The sequence below is a fragment of the Oscillatoria sp. FACHB-1406 genome, from assembly GCF_014698145.1.
Classification (GTDB): domain Bacteria; phylum Cyanobacteriota; class Cyanobacteriia; order Cyanobacteriales; family Spirulinaceae; genus FACHB-1406.
Map to the genome: position 1 here is coordinate 55,208 of NZ_JACJSM010000022.1, position 14,620 is coordinate 69,827.

The window sequence follows — 14,620 nt, forward strand, 5'->3', positions numbered from 1 at the left end:
GATTCCGGTAACAAATTGATTTGTTACTACGAGCGGGCGAAGGCTATTCACCTCTACCTCACTTCCGCGAACGATACCAGCGAACAAACAATTTTTCCAGTTCCACCCAAACAAACAACAAACTGCTGAAGCCCAAACAAATTAAGAGTTCCTGTTGGGTAAGCGGTACTGTCCCGAAGAAACTTTGCAGGGGGGGAACATAGACTAACATCAGTTGCAGCAAGGTGGTTACGGCAACAGCCCCTAAAAGAAAGGGATTAGAGAAGGGATTGACTTCGATCGCGAGTTGTGAGTGGGAACGGGCGGCGATCGCGTGTCCCATCTGTGCCAAACACAGCGAAGTAAAGACCATCGTCTTCCAACTATCGGGGCGATCGGTTCCCTGGACGTGGTTGTAAGCCCACACCATCAACGCGATACTGACGATGGCAAAAATAATGCCGATGCGAACGATATAAAGCCCCAATCCCCGCGCGAAAATATTCTCGTCGGGGCTAAACGGCGGACGGCGCATAACATTCGGTTCTGGCGGTTCGACAGCGAGGGCGAGGGCGGGCAGTCCGTCGGTAACAAGGTTCATCCAGAGGATTTGCAATGGGGTTAAAGGAACTCCGCCCAATCCAAGCAGGGGGGCGGCGGCAATCGTAATTACTTCCCCGACGTTACTACCGAGAATATACTTAATAAAACGGCGGATATTAGTATAAACGACGCGCCCTTCTTCTGTGGCGGCAACGATGGTGGCGAAGTTATCGTCGAGCAGTACCATATCGCTGGCTTCTTTACTCACATCCGTGCCGGTGATGCCCATTGCAATGCCGATATCGGCTTGTTTGAGGGCGGGAGCGTCGTTGACCCCATCTCCCGTCATGGCGACGAATTTACCGCGTTTCTGGAGGGCGCGGACGATGCGGAGTTTGTGTTCGGGGGAGACGCGGGCGTAGATGCTGACGCGATCGACTTCGCTTTCAAGGTCTTCTTGGGACATTCGTTCTAGTTCTTTCCCCGACAGGGCGCGATCGCCAGTTTCGGCAATTCCGAGTTCGGAAGCGATCGCGGTTGCGGTAAGCTGGTGGTCGCCGGTAATCATCACCGGACGAATCCCTGCTTCACGACTGCGTTGAACGGCAAGTTTAACTTCTGGGCGGGGCGCATCTAACATCCCCACCAGTCCCAACCACACCATTTCGCGTTCGTTTTCTTCCTCCGTTCCCGCTTCCGGAACGGCTTGGAGGGATTTGCAGGCAAAGCCGAGAACGCGCAAGCCCCGAGCCGCCATTCCCTCATTGCTTTCTAGGATGGCTTGGCGTTGTTGTTCCGTCAGCGGTTCGATGTTTTCTCCCGATTGCACGAATTGACAGCGTTCTAGCACCAGTTCCGGCGAACCTTTGGAAAATAGGGAGTAGGGGGCGCTTTCAGCGTTGGGGTTTATCTGCGCCGAACCTCCACAAATAACGCTCATGCGCTTGCGCTCTGAGGAAAAGGGAAATTCGCCCATGCGCGCAAATTGTTTATCGAGTTCCTTTTGTTCGAGTCCGGCTTTCCCTGCGAGGGCAAGCAATGCGCCTTCGGTTGGGTCGCCGAGAATGTTCCAGCCATTACCGCTGTCGTTACCGCCGCTATTCTGTTGCAAAACGGCATCGTTGCAGAGAACGCAAGAGTGGAGTAAGCCTTGCAGTTCGCCGATCTCGCTGACTCGAACCGGGCGATCGTTGTTGAGAAATTCGCCGGTGGGGGCGTAACCTTCGCCCGTGACGCGATACCGCCCGCCGACGGTTTCGACTTCCTGCACGACCATTTTGTTTTGGGTGAGGGTTCCGGTTTTGTCGGAACAAATGGTGTTGACGCTACCGAGGGTTTCGACGGCGGGAAGTTTGCGAATGAGTGCGTTGCGGCGTACCATGCGCTGCGTCCCCAGGGCGAGGGTAACGGTAATGACGGCGGGCAGCCCTTCAGGCACGACGGCGACAGCCATGCTTAGGGAGACTTCGAGTAATTCTCGCAGGCGAGCGATACCGTCGGGTTGGAGGATGCGATCGATTCCTTTTTCGAGTACGCCAATGATGACGACGATGGCAACGAGAATGAGGGAACCCGTGACGAGAACGTTGCCGAGTTGCGTCATTCGCTGCTGGAGGGGCGTGGGTTCGCTTTCCACCGATTGCAGCATTTGGGCGATGTTGCCGAGTTCGGTGTTCATTCCGGTGTCGGCGACAACGACTTTGGCACGTCCTTGGAGGATTTCAGTCCCCGAAAAGACCATGTTAATGCGATCGCCTAATGGGGTGTCTTCCCCTAGCTGTACGTCGGGACGCTTGGTAACGGCTTCTGCTTCTCCGGTTAAGGCGGATTCGCGCACTTGTAAGTTAGCGGCTTCGATTAATTGTCCGTCGGCTGCAACTTGCATTCCTGCTTCCAGCAGTAAGATATCGCCCGGAACGAGTTCGCGCGCTTCAATTTCAACGGGTTGCCCGTCTCGCAGGACGCGCACCTGCGGCGAGGCCATTTGTTTGAGGGCGGCGAGGGCTTTTTCGGCGCGACTTTCTTGGAGGTAGCCTAACAGTCCGTTCAGGATTACGATCGCTAGAATCGCGATCGTATCTTTGAAAGGGATGCCTTCGGCTTTGCCTTCGCGCAAGTCAATATAGTCGAGAATGCCGGAGATAACCGCGACCGCAATCAGCATCAACAACATAATATTGTTGAACTGATCGAGGAGAATTCTCCAAGCGCTTCGCCCCCCGCTTTCTGTAATTTCATTGAGGCCGTAGCGTTGCGATCGCGCACTCGCTTCGGCGGCACTCAATCCCGTGTTGGGATTACTTTCGAGTTGCTGAAGGGTTGTTTCGAGCGGTTGCGCGTACCAAGACGTTTTTGGGGAGGGAAGTTGTGCTGTCACGGGCATTTCAAACCTTAAAGCGAATGCCTCCCTTAACGAGCGATACGCATAAATACTGCTGGGGGTGCGATCGAGCGATTGAGAGGCTGTTACTTCTTTCATCATATCTGAGGAGTAGGCCCTTCTTCTCAGTTGGGTAACGATGCAATTTCGGCTCGAGTGTTGATAGACTTTCTCTCGAGCCGAGCTTAATTATTAGAGACCAGGATTAAGTTTCTACCTAAAATCTAGGAATCTTGTACTTCTATTTAGCCTCGATTGCGCTCGCTTTTAGTTGCGTGCAAACCGTGATTTTTGTGACCTGTCTCTGAGGGGGGATTTTCCCCTCACAAGTTAATGAATTAAAGGGTTGACCGGCAAACTTTTGCGTCTGACTAACTCGCATCATTGCCAAGGGCAAGGTTGCTGCAAAGGTCACTAAGACTGCCACCCAGAGCCAGACGTATTTGTGCATCTCACAACTTGAATATTGCATAGGGTTTCTCTCCTTACTGTAATGGAAGATAGGGGAACAAAGGATGCCAAGACATCAGAGTTGCTAGCGTAAATAGACTAAACATCCCGAAAAACAGCGTTCTCGTTTTTATATTTCTTGATTTTAAAAGGGGGTAGAGAATAACAAGACTGCCGAGCCAAGCAATAATAAATACTGTTTCCTTACCTGCATAGCTGCCAATATTACCCCACATTGGATTATTGCTCGCACTACCCGGAATCCAGCTTCCTAACGTTTTTAATGAGGCTTCGCGCGCTTTAGAAGTATCGGACAGATGATGGGCTATCATCAGTCTATTAATAATTAGTTGCAATAAGTCTTTTAACCCTGAATTGGCACGCTATTTCTGACTGACGGGCAGAGCCAGCATTGGCTGCGATCGCAACCTTTCCTTCGCTATATACCTTTATATTGCTTGAAAGCTGCTTACTGGGCTTCAATTCCTAGCGAGACGCGATCGCTTCCGACTTTCCGCATCTCTGCCAGCAATTGAACGACTTTTTCGTAATTGGCTTTTGGGGCGGCTACTAAGACCGCAGTATTCTGTGGATTTTGTGCTAAATGAGCTTGAATTGTTGAAAGTAATTGTTCTCGCTCTACAGGCTTTTCGTCAACAATCAAACCATTGTTATCGTCGATTTTTACAATTAGGGGGGGCGGTGCATTATTATTCTGCTGCGCGCCGTTCTGTTCTGCTGGTAACTTAACTTCAACCCCTTCTAATGCTCCCGTCAGTATCATCGATAGTAAAATAAAGAACGTTAAAATAGACATTAAAACGTCCATCATCGGAACGAGGTTTATTTCCTCTATCTGATCTCTCTGTTGACTCTTGAATCGCATTATAGTAAATGTTTTTTTGATTTAAGAAACGGCAAATAATGTTAGCAAAAACTAGCCAAGGTTTTTTACCGATCGAAAAAATAGCCAATATCAATAAAATTAATAGACTATCAATTATCCCCTTTCAATTGCGAGCGAGACGTTCCCGCCTCCTATTTTCATCATTCTTTTTAAGAGATTATCCACTTCTTGATACGATAATTCTCGGTCTGCCTTCAAAATAACCGTACCATCCTTATTTTTTTCAATATAAGCTTTCATTGCTTTTTCAATGTCAGCTTGTCCGGCTTGAGGATTTCCCTCTAACAAGACTTTTCCGTCCTTTTGCAAGCCAATCACCAGAGGTTTTTCTTCCTTTGCCTTCGCCCCACTTTCCGTTCCGGGTAACAGAATATCGCCGAGTTTCTGTCCCGTCATCGCCATTGAAGTCAAAATAAAAAAGGTCAACACAGACATTAATACATCTAACATCGGGACGAGGTTGATTTGAGGCATTGATGCAGAGCTTTTCTGTTTTTTAAACCGCACGCTCAATACTCCTCAACAGCAAAAGTTTCATTCGCATAATTAGAAGTCGAATCTGGCAAAGCACGGGCTTCTGACTCTTCTTTAACTAGGGAAGGTTCGTACCACACCTGCCGATAAATCAATTCTAGTTCGCTTCCTACTTCAGAGAAATATTCGACTTGCTGGGCTTGAAAAGTGACTAAAACGCGAAAAACCAGCAGTGCGAGAATAGCAACAATCATACCTGTTGCGGTTGTAATCAATGCTTCGCCAATCCCGGCAGCAGCTTTTGTCGCTTGTTCTGCGGATGCGCCGCCTCCGATGTTAAGGTTATTGAAGGTGTTAATCAAACCCGTAACGGTTCCGAGTAAGCCGAGTAAGGGTGCGATCGCGACAACAGTTTCCAGGAACTTATCGCCCTTACGCATTTGCACGAACTCCTTATCTCCCGCCGCTTCCATCGCGAGGCGAAAGGTTTCGGGCGTGGGGCGTTTGAGTTGGAGGGGTGCTAGAAGAAAGCGTCCAATGGGGAGAAAGCGGGCGTGTTGGGCAATTTTTTCAGCTTCGTGAAGGTTGTAGCGCGCAGCATCGAGAACATCATGGACAATGCGGCTTTCTTGTGATAGCAAGCGACTCCAAAACCAGATGCGCTCGAAAGCAGTAGTAAAGGTAAAAATCGAGAGTGCTAGCAAGGGCCACATTACCGGGCCGCCTGCTATAAACATATCGTAAATCCGATTCATGCGGCTGTCTAAGGAGAAAACTTAATCAGGGTTTAGCATATCCGAGTCTGATGGTCTTTAGGTTAAGAACCCATTAACTTTTGCGATTTATAAAGGTAAAATCGCCCAGAGTACGGATGTAATTGCTCGTAGCCGTAAATATGCTGCGATCGCAGACTGCAAGCAGAATTAATTAGTTCCAGCTTACGGTGGAGGCGGCGCGTATAAACCAATTTCAAATAAATCTCTAACTCCCGTCCACCCTTGCCCTAAAAACAGTAACAGGCTGAGGCAATTTAAAATAATGTGAAGGGTGCGCCAGCGGTTGCTGCGATCGCGGTGAATTTCTGGCACCATTGCTAAAGACGCGATCGCGAGAATCGCCGCCAGCGTTCCATAATAGAAATGAGAAATAAACCATTCGTTATCGCGACGAAAGACGATGGCTTTTTCGGTAATCCCTAAGCGATCGAGATAACCAAAAATAATTAACCCCAAGCTGGTTAAAACGGCAAAGATTGCCCGCCAACGTCCCATCTGAGCGCGATAAAGCAGGATAAAGCAACTCACGGTTGCCACAAACATTGAAATAATCCAAATTGCTGCTGTTGGATTTTTGGCGAACAGGTTAACTTCTGGATTGAGAAATGCTTTGAATAGAAAGATGTAAGCGATCGCGATCAACCAAACGCCCACAACTGCTCCCGCCAACCAACGCCCCATACTAAAGTGTTCTCGTCCGACAGTCGCCGGAATTTTGCTTTTTTCACCGGCTACTGTTTTCAGACGACGCTGGCGAGTTTGCCAAGCAAAGTTAACGACAATTCCTAGGAGCGGATAGACGAAGAGAATCGCGATCGCGGGATGAATAATCCCAGCCCATTGTTCGGCATTCATCGTTGTTTTTGTGAAAGAATCTGAAGTTTATACGTCTATCGGGCTATTTTAGGATCTACGGGAGCGGCGCATAACCAAAAGTAACCTTAAATTTGCGACACCAGAGGGAAACCGTGCGAAAATCCTTTACGTTTGTCCCTGCTGGAATTGCGTAACGCTGCGTCCCGCTGATTTTTTGTAACTTTCCTAAATTGAGATAATTCGATTCTGTATAACTTTTAGGCACGGCTTCTTTGTGAAGTAACACGAGAACATCCGGCCCTTCTTTAGTGCTAAACGCTTCGTCAAGAACCAGAAAACTTTGTCCATTTTCTGTTACAATACTTGCCGTTCCTTTCGTGGGTTCGTCAACGGAAACAAAAGACGCGCCCGACAAGCTTGGCGACGGTACAGTATTAGCAGGAGAGGCAGAAGCGTCAGTCCGGACAGGTGGAGGATTACTGCGAGGACAGCCCGCGATCGCAAAAGTTAAAATTCCGAGTAAAGTTAACAGATGCTTTGACACGATTAAAATAACCTCAAATAGCGATATCTCTATCGTATTCCCTGTTTTTTATGCCCGCCATACCTTCTGCTGTCAATCTCGCTCAATTTGATACGTTAATGGTTCCGCAAGGGGCAGAATATCAAGCGGTTTGCCGAGGATTAAAAAAAGTAAAGGGAGTTACGCCGCAAGTTTTAGCACTCCCTGTCGGCGCGTCTTCAGTACAGAAGTATTTGCAACAACTCGACTTTGTACCGGCGCGAGTTTTATTGTTGGGTTTGTGCGGGAGTTTGCAAGCAGAGTTAGGGATAGGCGATATTGTTGTCTATGAAAGTTGTCTGAATTTTACAACGCAAGCGCTCAAACTTTGCGATGTGAAGCTAACGCAAATGCTGGCGGAAAGTTTAGGAGAAAAAGCAGCGCGGGTGACGGGATTAACGTGCGATCGCGTCATTTCCACCGCCGCCCAAAAACGCGCCATTTCCCGCGATTATCAGGCTGAAGTCGTCGATATGGAAGGATTTGCGGTTTTGGAAGGGTTAAGCGCGATCGGCGCATCTGTAGCGATGCTGCGCGTGGTTAGCGATGATTGTTACGGCGACATTCCCGATCTTTCTGGCACAATTAGCACCGACGGCAAACTAAAACCGCTTTCTTTAACTTTTGCTTTTCTCAAACAACCGCTTGCCGCCCAACGTTTGATTCGCGGTTCTCTTAAAGGATTAAAGGTTTTGGAAAATCTTTTTTTGACGGACAATCGATAATTAATCAACGGCACTGACTTAAGGCTGGTGGGCGCTGCCCACCCTACGAAATATCAATGTTTTGGGCAATTTTTCAACTCTTATTTCAGTGCCATTTGATAATTAATAACTCATACCAGATTGATGTAAAGCTGCATAGAATGAAAAGAAAGTAGGGTGTGTTAGCGAAGCGTAACGCACCGTTATCCTGAGAATTGAGGAGAGTTGATTCTAGGCAGCGCAATCTTAAATTGGTATCACCAGCGATCGTGTAATCTATCCCTCGATAGAGAACCGCGATCGCGCGTTATTTTCTTTACCCCCCTCGAATCCCATCATAAAATCGACTTTCCCATTCCCTGAAACATTAACCAAGACAAGAAAAAATTAGTCGTAAAAATTGCTAACAAAGCAGTCACCACTGCTGTTGTTGTCGATTGCCCAACCCCTTTCGCCCCGCCCGTCGTCGTCAGTCCCCAACTGCACCCAATCGCTGCTATCAATCCCCCAAACACAACCCCTTTAATCGTGCCGCAGATTACATCCCGAACGCTCAACAAATCTTGAATAGAATTGAGAAACATTTGCTGCGTAATGTCGCTGCCATACAGCAAAGTTACGACCAAAAGACCGCCTGCTAGCCCCGTTACTAACGAAAAAATTGTCAAAATTGGCATCATTACCGTGCAAGCTAAAAAGCGCGGAATGACTAAATAGTCCAGCGGATCGGTTTTGAGCATATACAGCGCATCGATTTGCTCGGTAACGCGCATTGTACCAATCTCCGCCGCAAACGCCGAACCCACTCGCCCCGCCACAACAACCGCAGTCAATACTGGCGTGAGTTCCCGAGCCAGCGCCAACGCGAGGATACCGCCCACGAGATTCCCACTGCCAAAGCGAATAAACTCCCGCGCCACTTGAATGGTAAACACCATCCCAACAAAAGCAGCCGTAATTAAAGCAATACCGAGCGAATCAGGGCCGACAACTGCCATCTGTTCGAGGGTGTTGCGTCGGTGAATCCTAGCTTTGAGTAAGTGCAAAACAGCTTGACCGCCTAACAGCATCGCTGCCAATAGACGACTCGCCCACAAACTCAAATTATTCGGCGTTGAACTCCCTCGTGTCGCCATAATTCGTAATTCGTAATTCGTAATTCGTAGTTCGTAATTCGTAATTCGCGGTCAATGAACCCCAAATTATCAATTACGAACTATGTTGACCCTAGGTCAAACCTTCAACTTTTGAAACCTTTATGCAGAGCTACTTCTCAGTGCCATTCATTATCCATTATCCATTGTCCATTATCAATTATTAATTGCTTTCCGTCGTATCGACCCGGAACCGTTCTACTGAAGCCAACAAACCGCGTGCAATACTCACCTGCGTTTGCAAAGACCCCGACACGCGCTGCGACTCTTGAGAAGTTTCTTGCGCCGTTAATTCGACCGATTGCATAACCTGCGCCACAGAGAGCGTATTTTCCGTTTGTTCGACGGTATCGGCGGTAATCGATCGCACCAGCGCGTCGATACGATTCGACACTTGAATGATATCCTCAAGAGCGCGCTTCGCCTGATCCGCCCGTTGGGTTACGTCAATGACCTGCGTTACCCCTTCTTCCATCGCCGCCATTACCGAACTCGTTTCACCCTGAATCTGCAATACATTTTGCTCGATTTCCTTCAGCGCTTTTGCCGCCCGATCCGCCAACTGTCGCACTTCATCAGCAACAATCGCAAAACCGCGCCCCGCTTCTCCCGCTCGAGCCGCCTCAATCGAAGCATTCAACGCCAGCAAGTTCGTCCGCGATGCAACCGAAGCAATCACCGCCACGATCTTAGAAATTTCTTGCGAAGCTTCCGCTAATCGCTTGACTTTCCGTGCCGTTTCTGCTACCGTTTCGCGAATTTGTAAGACCCCAGAGACCGTATGTTCGACCGCCTCGCCGCCTTTAAGTGCCACATCCGCCGCCGATCGCGCCACATCTTCCGCTTCCTTCGCGTTGTCAGCGACGCGGCGAATCGAATCCGTCATCATCTGCACTGAATTCAGCGTCACCGCCAACTCTTCCGCCTGTCGGAGCGCATCTTGCTGCAAATTCCGGGCAAATTGCTCGTTTTCCCCAGAAATCTTATTCACCTGACGCGCCGCTTCCTTCACCTGTTGGACGATTTCGCGCAAGTTTTGGATGGTCAAGTTAAACGCATCAGCGACTGCACCCAGCACGTCCGCCGTGACTTCCGCGCGCACGGTTAAATCGCCGCGTGCCGCCCCTTCCACATCGTCTAACAAGCGAATCACTTGGCGCTGCAAATCTTCTTTCTGCTGTTCGGTTTCTTCCGCCCGCCGCTGCGCCTCGCTCGTCGTCGTTAAAATCACCCGTGCCATCTCATTAAAACTCGCCGCCAGCATCCCAAATTCATCCTCTGAATACACCGTCGCCTTTGCATTCAGATTGCCTTGGGCAACAGCCTCAAACTGAGATTGCAGGTCTGCTGTCGAGCGATGGAGTTGTCGCGTCGCCGCACGTCCTAAAATCAAGGTCGTTGCAAAGCTACTCGCACCTCCCACCAACGCCATCAATAAGCCGGACACGCGCATTCTCGGTACGATTTCAGCCTTCTGGCTATCCGGCGCGCTCGCCGTCGTTAAAAAGCTGACTGTCGCTACAGCAAGCATCGCCACAATTCCCGCCGCACCCGCCGTTAAAAATTGCTTCTTTTGTAGGGGTGCATTCTCAAAACCCGCCAGCGGACCTTGCTCGATTTCTACGGTGGGTTCGACTGCACGCTCGGGCGACTTCGTAAAGTTGGCAGAAGGAACGTTGTCTGTGGTGGGAGCTAGGTCAAACATACTGTTAGTCGAGCCAACCGACTCCGCCCCCGTGCCGAACCCAAAATCGGGGTCGCTCAAACTCGTGGATTCGACGAAACTGATATCGCTCGGAGGCAGATGCGAATTCAAATTCCCGGAAGGATCTCCATCGTCTTGAAAAACGTCAAAGTTTTCTAAAAAAGTTCCTGGAGTGCCAGAATAGCCTGAAATCAAATCTCCTGTACTATTTCCTTCGCTATTTTCGTCGTCAAAGCCATCAATGTCGAGGGACAGGTCGTAATCGTCAAAATCGAAATTATCCGACGAATTGTATTTACCGTTATTTAATGACTCGAAGGACTCCTCGCGTGCTACCGGCGGCTTCTCATTTGTGGGTTTGTCTGGAGTATTGCCTTTGTAGTAACCTGGGTTGCCTAAAAATGTATCTTCATCCTCTGCGTTCGGGGAGGTTAAAAAAGTTTTGTCCGGCGGCATTCCTGCGAGGGAATCGAAGTCATCAAGTTCGGAGTTTGGGCTAGAGATCTGAAAATCCTCAAAAGTGCTGCCATTACCGTCTTCCTCATCCAGCGCAAAGTCTTCTACTGAAGAGATAGTAAAATCAATCGGCGAGTCGGCGAAGGGGTCAGTTAGTTCAAAATCGCTCTTCTGCTCGAAAGCGTCGCCTCCAGTTTGGAAGGCAAAAGGACTTTCTGCCCCGTTACTATCTTCGGTTGCCGGGAAAGCATCAAAGTTCATTTGATGCGGGGTGCTTCCTGGGATGTTAGTGCTGTTAAATTGCGTCGTGTCTTCATCCCACTGGGCGCTCGCCTCGTCGTCCATCCCGAAGGCGAAGGAGTCTTCGCTCTCAAAGGCAGCGGGAGCGTCTTGAGGTTGTGAAGTGGGGGAGGGAGCGAACCGAGAAGGGGTGGCAAAGGGGTTGTCGGCTTCGGGAATTGAATTTCCCGATGCGGTTCCTGCTATTGGGTTGCCCTGCCAGCTTGTTAAGTCGAAATCGTCGCTATCGAAGTCTGCTAAGGCTTGCTCGCTTTCATTATCGAAGTCGATCGACTCGGGAATGCGATCGAAGCTGTCGTAAGTTCCGTTGAGGCTTCCATCATTCCCATCGTTTCCGTCGAAGCTGTCGTAAGCGCCGTTGAGATTCCCATCGTTCCCGTCAAAGCTGTCGTAAGCGCCGTTGAGATTCCCATCGTTCCCATCAAAGCTGTCGTAAGCGCCATTGAGATTCCCATCGTTCCCATCGAAGCTGTCGTAAGCGCCGTTGAGATTCCCATCGTTCCCATCGAAGCTGTCGTAAGCGCCGTTGAGATTGTCATCGTTCCCATCGAAGCTGTCGTAAGCGCCGTTGAGATTGTCATCGTTCCCATCGAACTGGTCGAAGTTTTCGTAAGCGCCGTTGAGACTTTCATCGTTCCCATCGAACTGGTCGAAGTTTTCGTAAGCGCCGTTGAGACTTTCGTAGCTTCGATCGAAGCTGTCGTAAGCGCCGTTGAGACTTTCATCGTTCTCGTCAAAGCTGTTGTAAGCCGAAGCGTCCAAAGATGGGGAAGGATTAAATTCAGTCACGGGTGAGTCCTCCCACTGCGAGGAATCTTCGTCAATGTCAGCTTCTTCGTTCCAGTCTCCAGAAGCGCTCTCTCCCCCTAAGCTCGATCGCAGTTGATGGGCATCTTCCATGCCATGATGGGCATAATCGATATAATCCTGCTCGTCTGTAAGTTCAAGCACTCGTTCGTACTGCTCTTGGGCAACTTCGTACTGGTGCAGGCCATAACAATAAATATGTCCTCGCAGGAGATTGACCGCCGGATCGCTATTGTACTCTTCGATCAAACGGTCTACGATCTCGGCAGCTTTTTCGTAATTGCCTTGGGCGTAAGCTCGTTGAGCCTGTCCGTAGTCTTGTGCGTAATCAGTGCTTTGTGCCATTTACCTTCTCCAGCTTCATTTGCGATCGATGGGGTTCGGGGGGGGGTTCGGGGTATATGCTCGATAAATCGCTGACCGTTTTGGGAGCCTTATACGCTATTCTCTATAACTTTCCATTGCAATTCAACTTTTTCATTACAACGATAGAATAATTTTTACGCAGTATCGACCGCAAGGCTGCCTCGAAAGAGAGGATAGGAAGACTGACCGCTTTCAGGAGTTTAACCGCTCGCGAAGGACTTCTAACGATACTTAGAGATTTTGACATACTCCCCGGCATGAACGCGCGGGGATTCTAAGCTCAGACAGCAATTGCAGGCACAGCCTGTCTAACATCGCCTAACTTAGCGGTCGATGCCCCAACCGCACAAATATTCTTAGCTGCATTCTCGTCTCTGCCATTGACTGACTGACACCGAGGGCAGCGCCATTCTCTGATCGACAGGTCTAAACTTTCTAGAATATGACCGCAATGAGAGCAAGTCTTAGAACTGGGATACCAACGATCGATAAAAACGATCGGCTTTCCTTTTTTGAGAGCGACCCATTTTAATATCCTTAAGAACTCACCCAAAGCAATGTCTGAAATCTTTCGCCCCCAGAGACGTTGCATTCCCTTGAGGTTGAGCGTCTCAAAACACAGCACATCGAACTTATCGGTTAACTGATGAGCGAGTTTCCAGAACCAATCAGAGCGACGATTGACAACATCTTCATAGCGAAGGACAAGATTTAGCCTTGCTTTTTCTCGGTTAGCCGAGCCTTTCTGTTTCTTGGAATGATTGCGACTGGCTTTTTTAATGGCGTTGAGCGACTGCTTCAAGAATTGCGGTGATTCAATCTTGGAACCATCCGAACAAGTGAGGAACGTTTTTAACCCGAAATCAAAGCCAGCGATTCTACTCGTCTCGACTTTAGCATCTAATCCTTCAACGCCGTCTATCACTACAACCATAAACAACTCACCCAAAGGCGTGCGCTTAATCGTCAAGGTTTTGACTGTTCCCTCTACTTCTCTGGAATTCCAATACTGATACACCCGATTCCCGATCTTAATCCGATTGCCACCCAAGAATTTGTAGCCAGCCTGTTTGAGTGTGAACGATTTGTATCGACGGACTTTCTTGAATCCCGGTGGTCTAACTCCTTTCTTGTGATGTTTAAAGAACAGTTGGTAGGCTTTCTCGATACGTTGGCAAATATCTTGCACGGCTTGAGAACCGACTGTTTGCCAGAACACTTTTCGCCTTCTCAGTTTGGCGATATGAGCCTGAAGTCTTGCACAGTTCAAATGCTTTCCCCACATACGGTAGTACCGTTTGTGAAGTGCAATGCAATGGTTATAAATCACCCCGGCAGCGTTGATACTGCGCTTGAGGTGTTTGTTCCGCTTGCTTTGGTAGAGTTTGAACTTCAGTGTCTTCATGCGAGTATTGTATATCATCTCGATATACTAGGCAATGAAAAAGAGTGTATTTTTTAGACTGACTAGCGAAGAGTTTGAGAGGTTAGAAGCCTACTGCAAGGCGACAGGAAGATCGAAGTCAGATGTTCTAAGGGAACTTGTTAGAAATCTTAAGATCGAGAGAAAGCCGTCCTAGATGGTTGCTGAGACTTCGGCGTGAGCGCTCAGTAGAACGCTTGTCGAAGTAAGGACGTAGCTCTAGACCCATTCCTTCGGTAAACGAGGGAAAGGTCAGCCGAATGAATAGATGACCTCCCTGTCAGCGTTGCGAATTTTCTGGCGCTGGGGCATCAGCGCGAACGAAGGTCGGTTATTTCTAGGTGCAGTAATCCTGCGTCCTCTCGGGGGGCGTTCTCCCTAGAGCGCTAGATTAGAGGAGCATTCATTTTAGAATGTTGAGGATATACTGAGACTGTCTGATTTGAAAACAAAAGAGTGCCGGTGCAAAGAACAGAACTTTTTTGCCCTGAAAGATTGACAAGAGGAGTTTTTTATGTTTGGTTTGGGATGGCCTGAAGCGATTGTAATCGCGATCGCACTTGTACTGCTTTTTGGTGCCAAGAAAATTCCTGAAATGGGCAGCGCCCTCGGTAAAAGTTTGCGCGGATTCAAAGAAGAACTCGATCGCCCCACCCTCAATCGAGCCGATGCAGAAAGCGATGAAGACTAATTCTCATTGCTTGAGTTGACTCTCGATCCCACCTCGGAATTGAGGATTGCGATCCTCAAACAGAAATTTTAGGCGCGAAAGCCGCCTCAATCTTCGTGCGGCTCCGAAGGAATCTGCTTCGCGGATC

Annotated in this window: 13 protein-coding genes; 3 read left to right on the forward strand and 10 right to left on the reverse strand. The window is 49.0% G+C overall.

Annotated elements, in window-relative coordinates; all coding sequences use genetic code 11:
* Window positions 1–58 precede the first annotated feature (58 nt).
* From H6G50_RS18680 to H6G50_RS18710, 7 genes are all read right to left on the reverse strand, one after another.
* Entirely contained in the window at window positions 59–2,905 is a 2,847-nt protein-coding gene (locus tag H6G50_RS18680; RefSeq protein WP_190719719.1) for a cation-translocating P-type ATPase, read from the reverse strand.
* A 482-nt stretch (window positions 2,906–3,387) separates the two neighbouring features.
* Window positions 3,388–3,684: a hypothetical protein gene (locus tag H6G50_RS18685; protein WP_190719625.1), complete on the reverse strand. Its 297-nt coding sequence runs from the start codon at window positions 3,682–3,684 to the stop codon at window positions 3,388–3,390.
* A gap of 137 nt (window positions 3,685–3,821) precedes the next feature.
* The gene (locus tag H6G50_RS18690) at window positions 3,822–4,238 is read right to left on the reverse strand and encodes a biopolymer transporter ExbD (protein ID WP_277882709.1); all 417 of its coding nucleotides are present in this window, start codon (window positions 4,236–4,238) and stop codon (window positions 3,822–3,824) included.
* Between the two features lie 114 nt (window positions 4,239–4,352).
* Window positions 4,353–4,733: a biopolymer transporter ExbD gene (locus H6G50_RS18695; protein ID WP_199303222.1), complete on the reverse strand. Its 381-nt coding sequence runs from the start codon at window positions 4,731–4,733 to the stop codon at window positions 4,353–4,355.
* A 35-nt stretch (window positions 4,734–4,768) separates the two neighbouring features.
* The gene (locus H6G50_RS18700) at window positions 4,769–5,488 is read right to left on the reverse strand and encodes a MotA/TolQ/ExbB proton channel family protein (protein WP_190719632.1); all 720 of its coding nucleotides are present in this window, start codon (window positions 5,486–5,488) and stop codon (window positions 4,769–4,771) included.
* 183 nt (window positions 5,489–5,671) lie between these two features.
* A complete protein-coding gene (locus tag H6G50_RS18705) occupies window positions 5,672–6,364 on the reverse strand; it encodes a DUF4079 domain-containing protein (protein WP_190719636.1) in 693 nt (230 codons plus the stop codon).
* A 55-nt stretch (window positions 6,365–6,419) separates the two neighbouring features.
* On the reverse strand, window positions 6,420–6,869 hold the full coding sequence (locus H6G50_RS18710; protein ID WP_190719637.1) for a DM13 domain-containing protein: 450 nt from the start codon (window positions 6,867–6,869) through the stop codon (window positions 6,420–6,422).
* A gap of 50 nt (window positions 6,870–6,919) precedes the next feature.
* On the opposite strand from H6G50_RS18710, the gene H6G50_RS18715 reads away from it, so the two are divergent.
* Entirely contained in the window at window positions 6,920–7,612 is a 693-nt protein-coding gene (locus H6G50_RS18715) for a phosphorylase (protein WP_190719638.1), read from the forward strand.
* A 314-nt stretch (window positions 7,613–7,926) separates the two neighbouring features.
* On the opposite strand, the gene H6G50_RS18720 is transcribed toward H6G50_RS18715, so the two are convergent.
* The 3 genes from H6G50_RS18720 to H6G50_RS18730 all read right to left on the reverse strand — a co-directional run bounded on the left by H6G50_RS18720 (window position 7,927) and on the right by H6G50_RS18730 (window position 13,802).
* Entirely contained in the window at window positions 7,927–8,727 is an 801-nt protein-coding gene (locus tag H6G50_RS18720) for an MlaE family lipid ABC transporter permease subunit (protein WP_190719640.1), read from the reverse strand.
* 181 nt (window positions 8,728–8,908) lie between these two features.
* Entirely contained in the window at window positions 8,909–12,358 is a 3,450-nt protein-coding gene (locus tag H6G50_RS18725) for a methyl-accepting chemotaxis protein (RefSeq protein WP_242032895.1), read from the reverse strand.
* 301 nt (window positions 12,359–12,659) lie between these two features.
* Complete coding sequence (locus H6G50_RS18730) at window positions 12,660–13,802, reverse strand: transposase (RefSeq protein WP_242032896.1); 1,143 nt, start codon at window positions 13,800–13,802, stop codon at window positions 12,660–12,662.
* Between the two features lie 16 nt (window positions 13,803–13,818).
* Here H6G50_RS18730 and H6G50_RS18735 point away from each other — a divergent pair, with 16 nt between their 5' ends.
* Both H6G50_RS18735 and tatA read left to right on the forward strand, forming a co-directional pair.
* Window positions 13,819–13,959: a ribbon-helix-helix domain-containing protein gene (locus H6G50_RS18735; RefSeq protein ID WP_190719642.1), complete on the forward strand. Its 141-nt coding sequence runs from the start codon at window positions 13,819–13,821 to the stop codon at window positions 13,957–13,959.
* 357 nt (window positions 13,960–14,316) lie between these two features.
* Complete coding sequence (gene tatA, locus H6G50_RS18740) at window positions 14,317–14,493, forward strand: twin-arginine translocase TatA/TatE family subunit (protein ID WP_190719646.1); 177 nt, start codon at window positions 14,317–14,319, stop codon at window positions 14,491–14,493.
* Window positions 14,494–14,620: the final 127 nt, after the last annotated feature.